This window comes from Erythrobacter colymbi (genome assembly GCF_002155685.1).
In the GTDB taxonomy this organism is placed as follows: domain Bacteria; phylum Pseudomonadota; class Alphaproteobacteria; order Sphingomonadales; family Sphingomonadaceae; genus Erythrobacter; species Erythrobacter colymbi.
In genome coordinates, this window is record NZ_MUYK01000001.1 from 301840 (window position 1) to 321679 (window position 19840).

At 69.6% G+C, this 19840-nt stretch carries 9 protein-coding genes; 4 read left to right on the forward strand and 5 right to left on the reverse strand.

Translation table 11 applies throughout. The annotated features are described in order from the left end of the window. Positions 1 to 57: 57 nt before the first annotated feature. Positions 58 to 1389 carry a sugar MFS transporter gene (locus BZF57_RS01465; RefSeq protein WP_086733859.1) on the reverse strand — a complete coding sequence of 444 codons (1332 nt, stop codon included), beginning with the start codon at positions 1387 to 1389 and terminating at the stop codon, positions 58 to 60. A gap of 169 nt (positions 1390 to 1558) precedes the next feature. Between BZF57_RS01465 and BZF57_RS01470 the strand changes: the two genes are divergently transcribed. Next, positions 1559 to 2578 (forward strand): LacI family DNA-binding transcriptional regulator, encoded by a 1020-nt coding sequence (locus BZF57_RS01470; RefSeq protein WP_086733861.1) that lies wholly within the window; start codon positions 1559 to 1561, stop codon positions 2576 to 2578. Positions 2579 to 2793: 215 nt separating this feature from the next. Here BZF57_RS01470 and BZF57_RS01475 read toward each other — a convergent pair whose 3' ends face one another. The 4 genes from BZF57_RS01475 to BZF57_RS01490 form a co-directional block, all read right to left on the reverse strand. Next, positions 2794 to 5559: a phosphoenolpyruvate carboxylase gene (locus BZF57_RS01475; RefSeq protein WP_086733863.1), complete on the reverse strand. Its 2766-nt coding sequence runs from the start codon at positions 5557 to 5559 to the stop codon at positions 2794 to 2796. Beyond that, a complete protein-coding gene (locus tag BZF57_RS01480) occupies positions 5556 to 6551 on the reverse strand; it encodes a glucokinase (RefSeq protein WP_086733865.1) in 996 nt (331 codons plus the stop codon). The genes BZF57_RS01475 and BZF57_RS01480 overlap by 4 nt, the downstream gene beginning before the upstream one ends. 100 nt (positions 6552 to 6651) lie before the next feature. Continuing rightward, positions 6652 to 8790 carry a S46 family peptidase gene (locus tag BZF57_RS01485; protein ID WP_086733867.1) on the reverse strand — a complete coding sequence of 713 codons (2139 nt, stop codon included), beginning with the start codon at positions 8788 to 8790 and terminating at the stop codon, positions 6652 to 6654. Between the two features lie 55 nt (positions 8791 to 8845). After that, positions 8846 to 9502 (reverse strand): DUF1826 domain-containing protein, encoded by a 657-nt coding sequence (locus tag BZF57_RS01490; RefSeq protein ID WP_162290942.1) that lies wholly within the window; start codon positions 9500 to 9502, stop codon positions 8846 to 8848. Between the two features lie 168 nt (positions 9503 to 9670). On the opposite strand from BZF57_RS01490, the gene BZF57_RS01495 reads away from it, so the two are divergent. The 3 genes from BZF57_RS01495 to BZF57_RS21705 all read left to right on the forward strand — a co-directional run bounded on the left by BZF57_RS01495 (position 9671) and on the right by BZF57_RS21705 (position 19840). Beyond that, positions 9671 to 10531: a hypothetical protein gene (locus BZF57_RS01495; protein WP_086733871.1), complete on the forward strand. Its 861-nt coding sequence runs from the start codon at positions 9671 to 9673 to the stop codon at positions 10529 to 10531. Between the two features lie 170 nt (positions 10532 to 10701). After that, the gene (locus tag BZF57_RS01500) at positions 10702 to 12468 is read left to right on the forward strand and encodes a ShlB/FhaC/HecB family hemolysin secretion/activation protein (protein ID WP_240505813.1); all 1767 of its coding nucleotides are present in this window, start codon (positions 10702 to 10704) and stop codon (positions 12466 to 12468) included. Between the two features lies 1 nt (position 12469). Further along, on the forward strand, positions 12470 to 19840 hold the full coding sequence (locus tag BZF57_RS21705; protein ID WP_086733875.1) for an MBG domain-containing protein: 7371 nt from the start codon (positions 12470 to 12472) through the stop codon (positions 19838 to 19840).

The following is a 19840-nucleotide window of genomic DNA, read 5'->3' on the forward strand; positions in this document are numbered from 1 at the left end:
TTTCCCTCGTGCGCCCTAACTAGGCGCACGGGGAATTATCCGCCAGTGGGCGCATACTTATTCAAATACGCCGGCGATCTCCGGGGTGTCGGTGTCCTTCGCGGGGTTTCTGGCAAACACCCCGAACCCGGCGATGATCGCATAGCAGGCCGCGGGAAGCACCAGCGCGAAGGCGAGGCTGGTCGCATCGGCCAGCGCGCCGAACATCGGCGGGATGATCGCGCCGCCCGCGATGGCGACGTTGATGATCCCCGATCCATCCGCCGCGCGCGGCCCCAGCTTCTCGCAGGCGAGGCTGAAGATCGTCGGGAACATGATCGCGTTCATCAGGCCGACCGCGAGCAGCGAGTAGCCCGCGAGTGTGCCGGTGCTGTTGGCCGAGATCAGGATCAGCGTGATCGCGCCCGCCGCAACCGCGCTCAGCGTGAGGCCGGGGCTGACGAAGCGCAGCACCAGCGAGCCGATGAAGCGCCCGACCAGCGCCCCCAGCCAGTAGAGCGTCACCATCCATCCGATCACGCTTTCCGGCTGGCCGAGGATGTGCCCTTGCGCCAGATAGTTGATGATGAAGCTGCCGATCGCGACTTCCGCGCCGACATAGAGGAAGATGCAGGCCGCGCCGTAGCCGAAGCGCGGGCGCTTCAGCAGCGCGAGGCCGTCGGCAAGGCTGGTCTCCTCGTGGCGCTCGCCCTTCAGCCGGTTGCGGAACATCCACACCACGCCAGCCACCAGCGCCAGCGCTGCGGCAAGGCCGAGATAGGTGCTGGTGATGATCGCGCTCTCGGTCTGGCGATAGGCCTGCAGGGCCTCGCCCGAAAGCTGGTCGGCGCTGACGCTGGCAATGGAGCCGAGGATGATGCCTGCGCCGACATAGGGGAAAATCGTCGTGCCCAGCGAATTGAACGCCTGTGCGAAGGTCAGGCGGCTGTGCGTCGTGCGCTCCGGCCCGAGCAGGCTGATGAGCGGGTTCGCCACGATCTGCACCAGCACCACGCCGGTCGCGAGCACGAAATAGGCGAACAGGAACATCGGGAAGAGCGCGGTCTGGCTCGCCGGGATGAACATCAGGCAGCCCGCCATCATGGTCAGCAGCCCCGCCACCGCGCCGCGCATGTAGCCCAGCTTCTTGATCAGCCGTGCGCCGGGGATGCCGATCACCGCATAGGCGATGAAGAAGCAGAACTGCACCAGGCTCGCCTCGAAGAAGTTGAGCGTGAACAGCTCCTTGAGCTTCGGGATGATCACGTCGTTGAGCGAGGTGATCCCGCCGAAGATGAAGAACAGCGCGAAGACGAAGTAGTTGAGGCCCGGCGCATGGACCTGCGATGTGCCCGCGCCCGCTGCCTGCCCGTAATCCGCCGTTGCGCTTCCGCCCGGTGCCATTGCCATTGTCGCTGATCCCTCTCCCCGCGCGCGGTTGCTCCGCTTCGCTGTGTTGCGAACGTTCACAATCCGCGCGCTCCTGTCAACTTGCAAGAGCAGGCGAGGCAATTCCAGTGCGAATAGCAATGCAGGCCAGCCTTGCGCGGGGATAACATCCCGCCCTAGAGTGCGCGTCATGTCCGGGGGATCCAAGAGACGGCCGACATCCTTCGATGTGGCGGAGCGTGCAGGCGTCAGCCAGCCGACCGTCAGCCGTGCCCTCTCGGGCTCTCCCGCGATCGCCGAGGCCACCCGTCGCAAGGTGATGGAGGCGGCCGAGGCGCTGGGCTATTTCGTCGACGAGCGCGCGGCGCGGCTGCGGCGCGGCTCCACCGGCACGCTCGCGGTGGTGGTGATCTGCCGCGAGGGCGACAGCGCCTCCTCGATCAACCCCTTCGCCTATGCCCTGCTCGGCAGCGTGTGCGTCGCCGCCTCGGAACGGGGTTTCGAGACGCTGGTGAGCTTCCAGGCGCGGCCCGAGGATTTCTTCGGCCATTATCAGGAACAGGGGCGGGCCGATGGCCTCGTGGTGATCGGCACGACCACCAATGCCGCCGCGTGGGAGCATTTCCGCGGGCTCGAGAGCGAGGGCCGCAAGGTCGCCTATTGGGGATCGCCCTTCGACGAGCTCGACTGGGTGCGTTCTGACAACCGTGCGGCCGGACGCCTCGCGGTCGAGCACCTGCTCGCGGCGGGCTACAAGCGGCCGTGCTTCCTCGGCGCGCTGAACACGCCGCAGGTGCAGTTTACCGAGCGTTACGAGGGCTATGCCGAGGCGATGCGCGAGGCGGGGCTCGAGCCGTGCCTTGCCCCCACGGTCAACGCCGCCACCCGCGAGGAAGAAGGCCGCCGCGCGGCGCGCCGCCTGATCGAGCGGGGCGAGGGGATCGACGCGGTCTTCGCTGCCTGCGACGCGATGGCGCTGGGCGCGATCGAGGCCTTCGCCGAGGCCGACATGATGGTGCCGCAGCAGATCGGGGTGATGGGCTTCGACGACCTCGTCGCGGGCCGCTTCAGCCGCCCGCCGCTCACCACCATCGCCCCCGACCCGGCCGAAGCCGGCGCGGCACTGGTCGAAGCGGTGCTCGGCGAAGGCGATGCCGCACGGCGGCGGGTGCCGGTGAGCCTGATCCGCCGGGGCAGCACGGCAAAGTAGTCCTCCCCTTCAGGGGAGGGGGACCACCGAAGGTGGTGGAGGGGCGGGCTACCGCGATCCGAAAGCTGGCCTCTCGGGGAAGCGCCGCTCGCACCCCGCCAGACCCCTTTCAGGCCGGCTCAGACCCCCCTCAGCCCCCGCCAGACCCCCGCCAGCCTCCGCCAGCAGGGCCCTCGGAGCGCGGTTTCACGTGAAACATCGCGCCGGAGCAGCGGTCAGCCGTGCGCTCCGAATTCGTTGGCGATGGCGGTCGAGATCCTGAGGCTCAGCTCCTGCGCCCTTGCGATCGGCGTCATGAAGTCGCGCTCGTAGGCGCCGTAGCCTTCCTCGCCGCCGTCGGGGTAGTCGGAGGGCTCGTCGAGAGGGAAGTCGCGCGGGCCGGGGACGCGCACCGGGAAAGCGCGGCGCAGCTGGGCGAGCGCCTCGTCGACTCGTAAAGTCAGAACCATTTCAATGACATCGCGGCGGCTGATGTCGTTGGCGCGACTGAAGGCCGGGACCGCGACGACCTTGAGGAACATGTGCTGGAGCAGCGCCAGACGCAGCGCCTGCAGCACCCCGATGCGCCGCCGCACATGCTCGCGCGCCTCGCTGTCGCCGCCCTCGCCGGGGAGCAGATCGAGCAGGCGGTGGAACTTCAGCGCGTCGATCCGGAGGCGTGAGGCGAGGCGGCGGAACACGCCCGTGCGGTCGTCTCCTACAAGATACTCCGCCAGCGCGGCGCAGGAACCGGCCAGATGGTCCTCGGTCCCGCGATAGGTGCGGCTCGCCCAATAGGCCGAGTTGAACAGCTCGCCATAGGCCGCGACGGTCTTGATGCTGGCGAGCGCATTGGCCGCCCGCACAAGCCGCAGGATCTGGCTGCCGCGGGGAGAATCGGCAAGCAAAGCAGCGAGTTCCTCGCGGTTGCCGTCCGCCGCCGAACCGATCCCGGCGATGACGTTGACGGGATAGCCGAGCTGCTGGAGGATCGCGTTGTGCGGGATCGCGCGGATCTGGCGCAGGCTCATTTCGCGGTCGGCATTGATGTCCGATTGGCGGCGCGAAACGCGGCTGCCTGTAGGATTGAGCAAGCCGAGCCCGAAGGCGGTGACCGCGCGGGCATAGGTGCGGCTGGCGAGGTGGTCGCCCTGATGCTCCTTCACCGCGCGGTAGAAATCGAGGCTGAGATCGGTGCGGTGGTAGAAGGGGTCGGCGGGAGCGGCGAGGTCGGTCTCGGCCGGGCGCAGTTCGGCGATGCGGCTGAGCGTGGCGAGCGCCAGTTCGGGGGTGGCGAAGAACAGGTAACCGTCGCCGCCCTGGAAGCTGACCTCGGGCTCGAGTCGGATGCCGGCGCGCGCAAAACGCCTGCGTGCCCAAGGAGATAGCGGCCATTCGATGCGGTCGCGGAAGGATGCGGGGTGCGCGCCGCGGCCCATGCTCTCGCCGTGGGTGTTGAACACCAGCGCGGCGAGATCGCCGAGGCCGTTCGCCGCCATCGCTTCGGCCAAACGGCCCTGCAACCGCTCGATCGCGAGCGCGGCAGGCACCTGCCCGACGAAGCGCCCCGCGTCCGAAAACCCGGTCTGCACCGCCACCCGCCCCCGCGCCCGCGCATAGGCGCGGTAGGCGGGCTCGGCGAGCAGCGCGTCGAGGAAGCGGCCGCCGTGCTCCAGCGCGGTCTCGGTCTCGAACAGGGGCGAGACATCGACCTTGTCCTCCACCCCGAACAGCTTGGCGAAATAGAGCGCGGCGAGCACCGTGGCGGGCTGTTCGCACTCGGCCACCAGCATCCGGATCGGGGCGTCGGCGTCGATGTGCTTCACGATTTGCGCCATCGCGAGGAACTGGCGGATCGCGGTGGAGCTTTCAGTGGCGAGCGCGGCGAAATTGGTGCGCAAGGGCTTGGCCTCGTCGACCAGCCGGCGCAGCGTGGCGATGGCGCCCTTGCTTGCGAGGTCGATCGCCTCGTGATCGCCCAGCCGGCGGCGCACCGCGTTGTGGAGCTGCTTGGCGTTCACGCGGAAGTGGATCCAGCCCATCCCGAGGCCATCAGCGCGCATCGCGGCAGCGAGCGTGAGCAGCGCCACGGCGCGTGCCGGATCGGCGGCTTGCGCCTCATTCTCCAGCGCGGCGATCAGCGGAGCGAGCGAGAGGAGATTGTCGCCGCTGTGCTCCGTCAGCCGGTTGGCGGCGGCCGCCAGTGCCTCGGCGCTTGACAGGTCGGCGGTGAAATCGGCTGCGCGCGCGGCGGCGAAGGCGGCGGCGGGCTTCAAGGTCGCAAGCAGCGGGTGGGCGGGATCGAGCGCTTCGAGCGAGGCGGTGTAGCGCGCCAGCCGCTCGGCTTTCTCCTGCAATCTGAAAGCGATCGAGGTGTGCCAGCCGATGTCGGTGCGCCCGTCCATGTCGTAGCCGACCCAGCTCGCAAAGCGGAAGGGCAGGGGGCGAAGACTGCGCCAGCTGTCGGGCCAGCGCGCCTGTGCCTCGCCCAGCAGCCGGGCGACGATGACGTCGCGGGCGTCCTGCGCGCGGGCCATCGCATTCATGGCGGCCTTGTGCTCGTGATCGAGGGTGACGGCGCTGCGGGTGGCGGGGACGGCGCAGACGGTGTCGTCCACCTCCTGCGCCGCGGAGGCGGCAATCGCGACCGCCTCGCCCTGCGCCGGGGCGAGCAGGAAGGTCGGGTGCGCGGTGAACACGGCGTGGAGCTGCGGGCGCTCCCAGCGGTCACGGAAGGTGTCGAAATCGTCCTCCTCGCCCACCAGCGGCGCGGGCGCGGCGGGCGGCGCAAGGAGCGTGCGCAGCTTGCGGGCGCGGGCCTTGAGGCCATCGCATTCCAGCTCCGCCACCAGCGCGGCGAGATCGTCGAGGCTGACCTCGCCCCCCTCCAGCGCACGCGAGAGATCGAGCGAAAGCTGGAAGACCGGGTTGAACAGCGGCGTTTCGCGGGTGCGCTGGTGCAGCTCGCCGAGCCGCGCCTCGAGCGCCGCGACCGACTTCACGCGGTGTCTCCGTGCTCGGAAGCAAAGGCGGCGGCGGCGCCGAACAGGCCCGGCTGCGGGTGGACGATCAGCTTGACGGGGATCGAGGCCATCAGGCTCTCGAAGCGGCCCTTGGCGCGAAACCTTGCGGCAAAGCCCGAAGCGAGCAGCGTCTCGCGGATGCGGTAGCCGAGGCCGCCCGCGATCACCACGCCCGCAAAGCCCCCCTGCGCCAGCGCGAGATCGCCCGCGACCGAGCCCAGCGAGAGGCAGAAGCGGTCCACCGCAGCGGCGGCCAGACTGTCCTCGCCGCTGGTGCCGAGGTTCCAGATCTCGATTGCGTCACGCTCGGGCACGGAGCGGTGTTCGAGCGCGGCGAGCGCCTGGTATATGTCGACGATGCCGGGGCCGGCGACCACGCGCTCCACCGACACGCGGTTGTGGCGCTGCCGCAGGCGGGCGAGGATCGCGTCCTCGATCGAATCGAGCGGGGCGTAGTCGATATGCCCGCCCTCGGTCGCCTGCACGCGGTAGGTGCCGCCGGAGCGGTAGAGATGCGCGACGCCGAGGCCGGTGCCCGGGCCGAGCACCGAGATGGTGCCCTCCCGCCCGAGCGGCACGTCAGGGCCGGCAAGGTGCAGGAACTGGCTGTCATCCGCGCGGCCCACGGCATGGGCGACGGCGGCGAAATCATTGACGATGGTGTAGCTGGGCGCGCCGAGCTTCTCGGGGATCAGCGCGGGGCGGATGATCCAGGGGTTGTTGGTGAAGCGGATCACCGGATTGGGCTTGCCGGGGCTGCCGACGGGGCCGGCAATCGCGATACTGACCGCAGGGGGCAGGGTGCCGCCCTTGCGCTCGCGGAAGGCTTCCCACGCGGTCTGGAAGCTCGCGTAATCGGCGGTGTGGAGCGTTTCGGGCTCGTCGAGCGCGATCGCGCCGTCCGCGCCTATGCTGGCAATGGCAAAGCGGGCATGCGTCCCGCCGATATCGACTGCCACCACATCGCGCATATATCATCCCCGTCCGTTGCCCGAGCGGCGCGGGTGTAGCAGGCGGCGCGCGGGATTCCCACGCGCCGCATACTTATTCAAGTCCGACTGCCGTTCAACGTTATTGGCCGGCAACGCCCATTTCGGCGAGCAGGCGATCGGCCCCGTCGACCTTCTCCATCGTCCACAGCATGAAGCGGCTGTCGACGTGGATCGTGCGGTTGATCTTGGGGTCGTACATCCAGTCGCTGACCACGCCCTCGATCGTGCCGTCGAAAGCGAGGCCCACGAACTCGCCGCGCGCATTGAGCGTCGAGGAGCCGGAGTTGCCGTTGGTGATGTCGACGGTCGAGAGATAGTCGACCGGCAGCGTGCCGAGCTCGGGCGCGACATAGCGGCCGTAGTCCTTGGCCTTGATCAGGTCGATCATCTTGTCGGGCGCGTCGAACTCGCCGCGGCCGGTGTGCTTGGCGACAATGCCCTCGGCAGTGGTGAAGGGCGTCCAGATCTGCCCGTCGACCGCCTTGCCGGTGACCTTGCCATAGGTGAAGCGCAGCGAGCCGTTGGCATCCGGATACATCGCCTTGCCCTGCGAGGCAGCATAGGCGAGCCGCGCTTCCATCACCGCCGAACGCGCCTTCTGGAGCGTGCCCGCGCGTTCCTTGTCAGCCGCTTCGGCCGCCATCGCCTCGTCGGTGGTGGCGACGACCAGCTGGATGAAGGGATCGTTCGAGGCCTTGAAGTCGGCCGGGGTTTTGTTCATCCACTCGAGCCGCTTGGCGGTGTTGCCGAGTTCGGTGGTGGCGTAGAGCGAGGCAAGGTCGCGGCCTTCCATGAAGGCATCGAAGCTCTTGATCCGCTGGTCGGCCGGGAGCGTGCGGTATTCGGCGATGGCATCGGCGAACAGCGCCTGGTCGATCGCCGGGACATAGCGGCGCTCGATCACCTGCATGCGCTGGGTCATGAAGGCCTTGTCGCGCGCCTGGAAGCCGGGCTCACGCTGGGCGTCGGGCTTGGCCTGCTCCATCGACCAGCGATAGAGCGAGCGGGCGGCGCTGAACAGCTGGGCGCGCCCGAGCAGGCCGGTCTTGGCATCGGCGAGCGAGGTCGCGTTGGCTTCGGCCACCAGACGGTCAAGCTCGGCGAGCGCCGGGCCATACTGGGCCTCGCGCTTGGGATCGGCCTTGATCCACGCACGGAAAGCCCCTTCCTCGGCCTGCTTCTTGGCCACCAGCGAGATCGCGTCGGCGCCCTGAAGCTGCCCGGCGATCTTCTTCTTGTAGTTGTCGGTGCCCCGCAGCGTCGCGGCATAGGCGATGACGGCGGCCTGATCGGTGCCGGTCAGTTCGACGATGCGGTCGGCATAGTCGGTCAGCATCTTCTGCTGATAGGGGTAGAGCTCTTCATAGTAGAAGCGCGCTTCCTCGGCGGTGCGCAGACGCTCGGTGGTGCCGGGGAAGCCCGCGACCATCACGAAGTCGCCTTCCTTCACGCCCTCCTTGGCTATCGGCAGCCAGGCCTTGGGCTTGAAGGGCACGTTGTCCTTGCTGAACGGGGCCGAGGAACCGTCGGGCGCCACGTAGGCGCGGTAGAACGAAAAGTCGCCGGTGTGGCGCGGCCACTGCCAGTTGTCCTTCTCGCCGCCGAAATTGCCCACGCCTGCGGCCGGAGCATAGACGAGGCGGACGTCCTGGATCTCAAGCTGCTGCTGGAGCCAGTACTGCTGCCCGCCGAAATAGGCGCGCACATCGCAGCGGCGGTTGGCCTGCTTCTCGCACGCAGCGATCAGCGCGGTGCGGTTGGCCTGCAGGCGATCATAGCGCGCGCGGCCGTCGAGCTTGTCTGCGCCCTTGAGCATGTCCTTGGTAACATCGCGCAGGTCCTCGATCACATAGACGCGGCTGCCGGGCGCGGCGGGAAGTTCGTCGCCCAGCGTCTTCGCGAGGAAGCCGTTGACGAGGTAGTCGTTCTCGGGGGTCGAATTGTACTGGAGCGAACCGGCCACGCAGTGGTGGTTGGTCGCGACCAGGCCCTGCGGCGAGAGGAACGCGGCCGAACAGCCGCCCAGCGAGGCGATCGCGGTCAGCGGCGGGCGCTGGAGATCGCCCAGGGTCTTGGCGTCAAGCTCGAGGCCGGCGGCCTTCATCTGGTCGGCGATGGCGGCGGTCTGGCTCGGCAGCCACATGCCCTCGTCCGCAAGCGCCACGCCGGGCGCAGCAAGCAACAGGGCCGAGGCCCCGGCCAGCAGAAACTTCTTCATCGATCGCTTACCTCTCTCACGAATGGATCGCGCCCGCGGGCGCATGGCGCGGCTGTTAGGCGAGATGCGCGGGCGGCGGAAGGGGACATTCTGCCCCTTCGACGAACGGCCGACTGGCGGGGTTGAGCACCAGCAGCAGGCGCGTGCCGCCGGGCGTATCGGCAATCGGCGGCGACCGGTGGATGGCGGGGTTCCCGGTCGCCAGCTTGCCCTTGAACAGCCCGACATCGAAGGCGGCGAGGCGGTTGATATGCTGCGGCTCCTCCCCCGCGGCGACACGAGCGGCGTCGGTATCGTCGAGCCAGTCGGTGCCTTCGCCGACATAGGTCGTGATCAGGCGCGCGGTGACGTAGTCGGCGTGGAACTTGCGGCAGGAATCGGTGCGCACCAGCTCGAGCCGCAGCTCGAAGGTGGCGAGCTCCATCGCGGCGCAGAACAGGGCGGCGAGGCGGGTGGCGTCGTCGACCAGCATGCGGTGGAGTGCCGCATCGCCGCCGAAGCCGTTCTGCCGCAGCTCGCGTTCGAGCGTCCCGGGCAGTCGGCGCAGGTTGCTGACGAAGCGCAGGTTCTCCGGCGAGCCTTGGGTCAGCGGCGTCAAGTCGGTGAAGGCCGCGCGCTGCCAGATCGCGATGCTGCAATCGGGCGCGCGGATCGTGTGCAGAACTTCCGGATCGGCGGCGCAGCGGGCGGCGGAGGTGAGAAGCGTGGCCATCGGCGGGTGCGATCCTGCGGCTTGTTTGTATGAGACGTTGTAACATTGCGCTATCGCAGGGATCGGGCCAAAGCAAGCCCTGCTGCGCGAAAGGCTCTTGCGAACCATTATCAGCTGGGCCATGAGCCGGGTTCCCGATTTTCCCTCCGTTGAAGGACGCTCCCCCCTATGAACAGCACGCTCAAACTCTGGACCACGCTTGGCCTTGGCACCGCGCTTGCGGGTGGGCTGCTTGCCGCGTGCGGCGGCGAGGCGGGCGGCGAGGCGGGTGCGGGCGAGGCGGGCATCGCGCCCGACAGCGCGGCGACGGCGGGCGAAGGCGAGGGCGGCTCCGGCCCAGGCGAAGGCGGTGGCGAGAGCGCGGGCGGCGAGGGCGAGGGCGGTGTCGCCACGGCCGATGCGGCCAAGGACCCGGTCGCCTATGGCATTGCGCTCGCCGTGACCGAGGCCCACGTGACCGCCGCGCGCGACGCCTATGCCGCGGGCAAGAAGCAGGCAGCGGGCGAGATGTTCGCTCATCCGGTCAGCGAAGTCCTGCTCGACATGGACCCGGCCTTTACCGCGCTGGGCGTTGCCGATTTCAAGCCGACGCTCACCGCCGCATCCGAAGCCGCGCTCGACGGCAAGAGCGTCGCCGAAGTCGGCAAGGCCCATGACGCGATCATCGCCGCGCTGCGCGGAGCGGCCACCAAAGCGCCCAAGTCCGACGCCAGCGCGGCGAAGGTCGAGGCCAGCGTGATCGCCGACATGATCGAGCGTGCCAGCACCATGTACCGCTCGCTCCCCAAGAACGACAGCTACGAGCCCTATCTCGACGGCTACGGCTTTGCGGCCGTCGCGGCGAGCCACTTCGCGGCCTCGGGCGCGGCGATCAAGGCCGAGAATCCGGCGCTCCATGCCCGCATCGCCGAGGCGCTGGCGCTGCTCAAGCAGGCCTATCCGGGCGCTGCGCGTCCGGCCAACCTGCCGGTCGAGCCGGGGGCGCTTTCGGGCGCTTCGGCCAAGGTCATGCTCGCGGCCGGAAACTGACGCCAAAACACAGCCGCATGCGACCAGCCGAGGTCCATGCGGCTTGTTTTTGCCACGTTCCCCTGTAGCATTGCGCGCGCCGCGCGGGCTGCGGCACCAGGGCTGTCTTGGGGGGAAAATTGTCGAGCGCACAGCACCACTTGCCTGGGACGATTCCGGCTTTTCGCCTGTTGTGCTCGGCCGCCGCGCTGGCGCTGGCCGCGGGGGCCGTTCCCGCAGCCGCGCAGCAGCAGATCGGCGTCTCGCCCCCCACCCGCAGCGATCTCGTCCCGCCCGAACTGCGCCGCGAGGAGCGGCCCGTCACCCTCACGGTCGATGGCGATTTCGAGCGCCCGGCCTGCGCGCTCGACCGGCCCGATTTCGCCGCGATCCGCTTCACGGTGAAGGGCGCGAAGTTTGACGGGCTGGAGCGCGTGCCCGGCCTCTCGCTCGAGGATACCTACGCCGGCTATGTCGGCCGCGAGCTGCCCGTCTCGGTCCTGTGCGACATCCGCGCCGAAGCCAACGCCGTCCTGCGCCGGCAGGGCTATCTCGCCACGGTCGAAATCCCCGAACAGAGCCTTGCCGATGGCACGCCCGACTTCAAGGTGGTGTTCGGGCGGCTGACTTCGGTGCGCGTGCGCGGCGATGCGGGGCCATCGGCGGGCCTCGTCGCCCGCTATCTCGAGAAGCTGACCACGCAGGACGTGTTCAACACCAACGCGGCTGAACGCTACCTGCTGCTCGCCGACGACATCCCGGGCCTCAATGTGCGTCTCTCGCTGCGCCCCGCCGCGGGCGGCGCGCCCGGCGATCTGGTGGGCGAGATCGCGGTGCTGCGCGAGAACGGCGCGCTCGATGCCAATATCCAGAACTACGGCTCGCAGGCGCTGGGCCGCTTCGGCGGGGTGCTGCGCGGCGAGGTCTACGGCCTCACTGGCCTTGGCGACCGCACGACGGTTTCGGCCTTCTCGACCCTCGATTTCGTCGAACAGCAGACCTTCCAGATCGGCCACGATTTCCGCCTCGGCAGCGAAGGCCTGCGGCTGGGCGCGCAGTTCACCTGGAGCATGGCGAACCCCTCGCTCGCGCTGCCGGGCTTCACGGTCGATTCCGAGACTGCCTTTGCCAGCGTCTTCGCCAGCTACCCCCTGATCCGCAGCCGCGCGCACAGCCTGTCGGTCGAGGGCGGGTTCGACCTCGTCGATCAGGACGTCACCATCAACACCGTGCCCCTTACCCGCGACCGGGTGCGGATGGCCTATCTGCGCTTCGACGGGGCGATCACCGACCGCGCCTCGATCCGCAACACCGGCGGCTACAGCCTCTACGAGCCCAAGCTGCGGCTGCGCTACGGCTTCGAGGCGCGGCAGGGGCTCGACGTGCTTTCGGCCAGCCCCGATTGCCGCCCGAACCTGCTCGCCTGCATCATCGGCGGCAATGCCCCGCCGAGCCGGATCGAGGCCGATCCCACGCCGCTGCTCGCGCGGATCAAGGGCGGGGTCGAATACCGCCCCGATCCCAAGATCACCTTCTCGCTCGACACGACCGGGCAGATCACCGGCGACCCGCTCCCCGCCTTCGAGGAACTGGCGGCAGGCAACTTCACCACGGGACGAGGCTATGATCCGGGCGCGGTGCTGGGGGACAGCGGCATCCTCAATTCGTTCGAGCTGCGCTTCGGATCGACCATCCCGGCTTCGGCCAAGGCGGTGGCGTTCCAGCCCTATGTCTTCAACGACCTCGCCTTCGTGTGGAACGAGGACCCGAGCCGCCGCGCTACCAATCCCGACCGCCTGTGGTCGGCCGGCGCGGGCCTGCGCGCGGCGTGGGGCGGCGGGGTGCAGGCCGATCTCGCGCTCGCCGTGCCGCTCGAACGGCCCGATCTGGCCCCCCGGCGCGGGGACGTGCGCATCCTGTTCACGCTGACAAGCCGCCTGCTTCCGTGGAGACACTGAGATGACCCACCTGCCGCCTCGCAACCGCGCACGCATGTTGACCGGCTGCGGCAGCGCGGCGCTGGCCCTCGCGCTGGCTGCCGGCTCCGGCGAGGCCGCCGCACAGGGCATCCAGGCCGAACACAACGTGGTCTATGGCGACGCCAGCGTCTTCGATCTTGCCAGCCCCACTGGCGGCACGACCCTTGTCGAGGCGAACACGCCGACCGTGGTGATCGACTGGACCCCGTTCGAGGATGCGCAGGGCAATGCCCTCGACTTCCTGCCGGAGGGCAACGAGGCGATCTTCCAGAACGGGCCGAACGTGCTCGACTTCGCGGTGCTGAACCGCATCCTGCCCTCCACCAATGGCTCGGTGGTGGTGATCAACGGCACGGTGATCGGCCGCATCCAGCAAAGCACCGCGCGCGGCACCCCGCTCAGCCCCTTCGTGGCCTTCTATTCGCCGACCGGCTTCCTGATCGGCAGCACGGCGGTGTTCGATGTCGGGCAGTTGCTGCTCACCACGCTCGACACCACGCCCGAGAATTTCGACAGCTTCGTGCAGGGCGGCACGCTCAACCTCGCCGCGCAGGCTGGCTCCACCGCGCGCATCAGCATCGCCTCGGGCGCGCAGATTTCATCGCCTGCCGAGAACGGCTTCTTCGCGGTGGTCGCCGCCGATGTGCAGATGTCGGGCACCGCGCTCGTCAACGGCAGCCAGGCCTATGTCGCGGGCGAGGTGGTGAACCTGCGCCTGTCGAACGGGCTGTTTGACATCGAGATTCCGGTCGGCACCGCGGCGGGCGGCAACGTGCTGCGGCTCGATGGCACCATTGGCGGCCCGGCGAGCACGGGCGGTTCGACCGACAACCATGTGATCTACGGCGTTGCGGCGGCGCAGAACGATCCGATCAGCATCCTGCTTGGCGGCAATATCGGCTTCGCGCCCGCCCAGCAGGCCGGGATCGTCAACGGCGAGATCATTCTCTCGGCCAATTACGATGTGGCCGGCCGCTCGGTGAACGGCGGGTCGAGCGACGAGGGCATCAACGCGCGCTTCGGTGCCGGCCCCGGCACGGGCGATGCGCGGGCGGATATCTTCATCGAGAACGTCAACGCCAGCAGCCGGCTTACGGCGGTCGGCTCGCATCTCACCCGGCTGAGCGCGGTCGGCGGCAACAGCACGGTCGGCGGCAACCTCCTGCTGGCGGGCCGCGAAGCTGCCGAGGTGCGGATCGGCGCGGGCGACGCGGTGTCGGTGGCGGGCAACCTGCTGGTCTCGGCCGACGTGTTCGGCGCGCTGGGCGGTGTGCCGAACATCCTCGAACCCTCTGCCACGGGCGGCACCGCGCTGATCGAGGCGCTTTCGGGCGGCTTGCTGTCGGTTGACGGATCGGCGCGGGTCAGCGCCGATGCCTATGCCGGATCGATCGCCTCCGTCCTCGCCAACGCTGCGGCGCAGGGGGGCACCGCGCGTATTTCCGCCGACAATGCGACCATCAGTATCGGCAGCGCGCTCGATCTCAGCGCCCGGGCCATCGGCGGCCCGCTCTCCACGCCCCTGTTCGAAAGCACTTTGCGCGGCGGCACGGCGGAACTGGTCGCCACGCGTGATTCCGCGGTCACGGTCGGCACCGATCTCACCCTCAACACCGAAGCCTTCGCGCGCAGCTTTGGCGCGGCCGACGCGGGCGAGGTCTATGGCGGCACATCGCTGGTGTCGATCACCGGAAGCACGCTCGGCGTGACGGGCAATGCGTTCATTGACGCTTCGGCCAACGGCACGGGGGCGGATTCGGCCACGGGCGGCGCGCTCGGCGATGCGGGCGAGGCGCGGATGCTGGTCGAAGAAGGCGGCATTGCCACTATCGGCGGGCTGCTCTCGCTCTCGGCCAATGCCGGAGGCGGCTATAACTTCGGGGGCACCGGCGGCGACGCGCTGGGCGGGGTCGCGCTGGCGATCACACGCACCGGCGGCTCGCTCGATGTCACGGGCGATTTCAACGCCAACGCCGATGCCAATGCCGGTTTCGGCGCGGGCGGCGGCAATGCCTCGGGCGGGGTGGCCGGCGCGATTGCCGAGACCGGCACGATCACCCTGCAAGCCTCGGCCAGCGCTTCGGCCAATGCCTTCGGAGGCGATGCCTTCGTCGGCAATGGCGAGCGCGGCGGTGACGGCACGGGCGGTACGTCGGTGTTCCGCGCCGAGGGGACGCTGACCCAGACGGCGGCGCTGACGGTCGGCAACGGGATCAACGCCAACGCCGACGGCTTCGGCGGCGAAGGCGGGCGGACCGACGGCGTGATCCGCGGCGGCCGCGGCGGCGACGGGCGCGGCGGCAGCGCCTCGCTCGGCAATCAGGCGGACGCCAACTTCGTCGACGGGGCCTATATCCTCGCCGGGGGCGACAATGGCACGCTCACCGCCGGAGCGCTCAGCAACGCCAGCGCGCGCGGCTTCGGCGGCGATGGCGGTGACTATTCGACCTTCGACCCCGACCAGACCGCCGATGACGCGGGCGATGGCGGCAATGGTTTCGGCGGCACGGCGCAGATCGGCACGGCGCTGCTTGGCGGGGGTGACGGCTCGCTCGGGGACGGCCTGATCCGGCTCGCGGGGATCGTCGCCGATGTCGAAGGCGGCGGCGGCGACGGCGGGCGCGACGAGGGTGACGGCTTCATCCTCGGCACCGGCAACGGGATCGCGGGCAACGGCACGGGCGGCGCGGCGCTGGTCACCGCGGGCGGCGGGCGCCTCCTCATCTCCAGCATCGATCTGCGCGCCTCCGGCATCGGCGGCCTGTCGCGCAATGGCGGGATCGGCCAGGGCGGCCTTGCCTCGATCGCGGGCGAGGCGGATGGCAATCTGACCGCAGGGACCGTCTTCCTCGACGCCTTCGGGCAGGGCGGCTTCGGCGATGGCGGCGCGGGCGGCGCAGCGACCGGCGGGACGGCCGAGATCGTGCTCGACGATATGCGCGGCACCTTCGATGGCGTCGTGTCGCTGACGGCGATCGGCTATGGCGGGCTCGGCACGGGCGGCAATGGCGGGACGGGCTCGGGCGGCACGGCCTTCATCGGCCAGCGCGTCGGCACGCCCGGCATCGGCAACTTCAACCAGATCGCGGTGGTCGAGGCGCATGGCATCGGCGGCGGCGCCGGAGACGGCGCGACCGGCGGCACCGGCATCGGCGGCACGGCAACCGTGCAGGTTCTGGGCGGTAACGCGCTGCGCTTCAACGCGCTCTCGGTTTCGGCCACAGGCGTGGGCGGTGCGTCGGAGGGCCTGACCCCGCGCACCACCGGCGGCAACGGGATCGGCGGCACGGCTTCGATCATCAGCTTGGGCACCGGCAGCCGGATCATCGTCGACAGCAATTCCATCGGGGAATTCGACGACCGCTTCACCGGCGGCGCGATCCTCGCCGCGCTCGGACTGGGCGGAGACACCAGCGGCGGCACCGGCATCGGCGGCAGCGGCACGGGCGGTACGATCCTGCTGAGCGCGGCGCAGGGCGGCTCGATCACCCTGTCGCAAGACCCGGCGGCCGATCCCTTCAGCCCCGGCGCCAACCGCCTGCTCGCTTACGGCATCGGCGGCGATTCGCGGGTCGATGGCGGCACCGGCGGGCTCGGCATCGGCGGCGAGGCCACGGTCGAGGCGGACGGCGGCACGATCTCGGCGGGCGTCGTCAACTTCGCGGTCTATGGCGAGGGCGGGGCGAGCCAGGACACGGCGCTCGCCATCGGCGGCGGACGCGGCGAGGGGGGCGCGCGGCTGATCCGCATCACCACCGGCGGCACGCTGACCGGCGAGTTCTCCGAAGGGCGCGCGGGCGGCTTCGGCGGCGCGGCTTCGGGCGGTCGCAATGGCGGCGACGGGGCGACCGGCACCAGCACCATCGACATCAACGGCGGCACCTTCAACATCCTCGGCACGCTGCGCTGGATCGACAGCTCGACCGGCGGCGCAGGGCCGGTGGGCGGCAATGTCATCGCCAAGAGCGGCGATGTGCCCGAGGTCGCCTTCCAGGCCAGCAATGCCACCATCGCCTTCACCCCCAACGGCAAGGGCGAGAGCGGCCTCGTGATGGGCCTGCAGCTGACGGGCGGAGCGGGCGTCACCGCAGGCGGCAATGTCAGCGACGGGCTCGCTTTCATTGACATCGGCCAGTCGACGCTGACCGGCGGGAACATCCGGCTCGAAAACCTCGCGCTCGGCGGCAGTGTCGACGGGCAGGGTGGTATCGGCGGCAGCGCCGAGGCGAGCCGCGTGGATGTCCTGATCAGCGGATCGACCGTCGGCCTGTCGGGCACCAACGTGATATCCTCGACCGCGCAGGGCGGGGGCACGGTGCTCGGCTTCGGCGGTAATGCCGCCGACGCGGTCGGCCCCAACGGCACGGTCAATGTCACCTTCGCCGGTTCCGACATCACCATCGTCTCGGCCGGATCGGCGCCGGGCAGTCTTGCGGTGCAATCGCGTGCCGTGGGCGGAGCGGGCCAGACCACCGGTATCGGCATCGCCCGCGACGCCTCGCTCGCGATCAATGGCGGGCGACTGTCGGTCGGTATTCTCAAGGTCGACAGCTTCGGGGCGGCCAACGCCTTCTTCTCGGGCCTCGACGGCAGCACCGCCCAGAGCGGCACGGCGCAGATGACGGTCGACGGGGACGCCGTGGTCGCCGCGACCACCATCGAAATCACCGCCGACGCCTTCTCCTCGTTCGGCGGCAGTGCCACCGCAGGTCAGGCGCTGCTGACCCTGCCCACCGGATCGACCGCGCAGATCACCGCATCGGATCTCACCCTGTCGGCGAACGCCGTCGGCGGCGCGGCGGGAAGCAATGTCGCGGGACGCTTCGCCATCGACGCGGGCGGCGGCTCGATCGACGTGGGGAGCCTCACCGCGACGGCTTCGGGCGACGCCGTGTCCGGCACTCCGCTGGCCTCGCAGATCATCGCCACCGGCGGCGCCAGTGTGCGGGTGGGCGGATTGCTCAACGCGAGCGCGCTCGGCAACATCACCCTGCGCACCGGGCAAGGCGGGACGATCGGCAACACCGGCCCCAACGCCAACGACACGACCATCATCGTCACCTCGGGCAACACCATCGAGACCATCGGCGACGGCAGCACGGGCAGCGCCATCGGCGGGCAATCGGTCACGCTGCTGGCGGGCCGCTCGATCCTGCTGGGCGGAAGCGTGGTCTCGCAAGGGGGCGCGGTGTCGCTCGAGGCCAATCGCGGCGGGCTGGCGCAACCGCAGCCGCAGGCTTCGGTGATCACGATGGCGCCGGGAAGCCGGATCGACGCCGGAACGGGCACGGTTTCGATCCGCCTGCTCGACGGCGCGACCGATCCGCAGCGCGTCACCGGCGCGATCACGCTGGCGACCATTTCGGGCCGCCTGATCGACGTGCGCCACTTCGGCACCTCCACCGGCAGCAACATTGCCGTGCGCGCCGATGGCGTGCTGACCGCATCGGGCAGCGGACGCGCGATCGACCTTGCCTCGCTCGGCGGCGAGGTGATCAACCTTGCGGGCGACGCCGGACTGGTGCTGACCGGCGGCGGCCATTACGGCATCTTCGCCGCGACCCCGACCGGCTCGCAGATCGGCAGCTTCGCCAACTATGTGCGGCGCTACAATGTCGCCAATTCCGAGGCGTACGACCAGCTCAACCCTGGCGGCAACTTCGCCGCCTTCCGGATCGCGCCGGTGCTTACCGTCTCGGCGCTCGACGCCGCGCGCCTCTACGGCAATGCGAACCCCGTGTTCACCGCGAGCTTCGCGGGCTTCCAGCCGGGCGACGGGGTGAGCGACCTCACCGGCGCCGCGCAGCTGACGACTTCAGCCACGGCCCTGTCGGGCATCGGGCAATATGCGATCAACGTCGCGCTCGGCACGCTGCTGAGCGAGCAGGGCTACCAGTTCGCCATCGGCACGCCCGGCGTACTGACGGTGAACCCGCGTCCGATCACGATCACCGCCGACAATCTCAGCCGCATCTACGGCAATGCCAATCCGGCGCTGACCTTCACGGTCGGCGGTCTGGGTCTGGTGAACGGCGACCAACTGAGCGGCGCGCTGGCCACCACGGCGGGCACGACCACGGGCGTGGGCAATGTCGCGATCACGCAAGGGACGCTAGCGGCAAGCCCGAACTATGCCGTGACCTTCAATCAGGGTATCCTGAGCATCACCCCGCGTCCGATCACGATCACGGCGGACAATCTCAGCCGCATCTACGGCAACGGCAATCCGGCGCTGACCTTCACCGTGGGCGGTCTGGGTCTGGTGAACGGCGACCAGTTGAGCGGCGCGCTGGCGACCACGGCGGGCACGACCACGGGCGTGGGCAATGTCGCAATCACGCAAGGCACGCTCGCGGCGAGCCCGAACTACGCGGTGACCTTCAATCAGGGCATCCTCAGCATCACCCCGCGCCCGATCACGATCACGGCGGACAACCTCAGCCGCATCTACGGCAACGGCAATCCGGCGCTGACCTTCACGGTCGGCGGGCTGGGCCTCGTCAATGGCGACCAGCTGACGGGCGCTCTGGCGACCACGGCGGGCGCGACAACGGGCGTGGGCAATGTGGCGATCACGCAGGGCACGCTAGCTGCCAGCGCCAACTACGCGGTGACCTTCAATCAGGGCATCCTCGCTATCACGCCGCGCCCGATCACCATCACCGCCGACAACCGCACCCGCATCTATGGCGACGCCAACCCTGCGCTGACCTTCACCGTCGGCGGACTGGGCCTCGTCAACGGCGACCAGCTGACCGGGGCGCTCGCGACCACGGCCGGGGCGACGACCGGCGTCGGCGATGTCGCGATCACGCAGGGCACGCTCGCGGCCGGCGCGAACTACGCGGTGACCTATAACAGCGGCATCCTGCGCATTACCCCGCGGCCGATCACGATCACGGCGGACAGCCTGTCCAAGCTGATCGGCCTCGTCGATCCCGCGCTCACCTACGTCATCTCCGGCGCGGGCCTCGTCAACGGCGACCAGCTGACCGGCACGCTGCTGCGCGATGCGGGCGAGCTGGTCGGCAGCTACGCGATCCGGCAGGGCACCCTCGCGGCGAGCGCGAACTACACCGTCACCTATGTCGGCGGCACCTTCACGATCGACCCCGCGCCGACCCCGCCGGGGCTCGACAACCCGACCTCCTACGATGATCCGCTGATCATCGACGAGCCGCCACCCACCCCCGGCGAGGAGGATGACGCCTTCGGGATGGACTTCCCCGAACAGCCCGATGCGCCGCTGATCACCGGCGACACCCTGCTCGACGATCCGGTGGCAAGCGGCAACGACGCGCTGGTCACGACCGATCCGGACGATGACGACGACAACGAGGAGGAGCAGTAG

Bases quoted from the DNA above. Each gene is read 5' to 3' on its own strand.
- BZF57_RS01465 (WP_086733859.1), bottom strand. From the start codon at position 1,389: ATGGCAATGGCACCGGGCGGAAGCGCAACGGCGGATTACGGGCAGGCA.
- BZF57_RS01470 (WP_086733861.1), top strand. From the start codon at position 1,559: ATGTCCGGGGGATCCAAGAGACGGCCGACATCCTTCGATGTGGCGGAG.
- BZF57_RS01480 (WP_086733865.1), bottom strand. From the start codon at position 6,551: ATGCGCGATGTGGTGGCAGTCGATATCGGCGGGACGCATGCCCGCTTT.
- BZF57_RS01485 (WP_086733867.1), bottom strand. From the start codon at position 8,790: ATGAAGAAGTTTCTGCTGGCCGGGGCCTCGGCCCTGTTGCTTGCTGCG.
- BZF57_RS01490 (WP_162290942.1), bottom strand. From the start codon at position 9,502: ATGGCCACGCTTCTCACCTCCGCCGCCCGCTGCGCCGCCGATCCGGAA.
- BZF57_RS01495 (WP_086733871.1), top strand. From the start codon at position 9,671: ATGAACAGCACGCTCAAACTCTGGACCACGCTTGGCCTTGGCACCGCG.
- BZF57_RS21705 (WP_086733875.1), top strand. From the start codon at position 12,470: ATGACCCACCTGCCGCCTCGCAACCGCGCACGCATGTTGACCGGCTGC.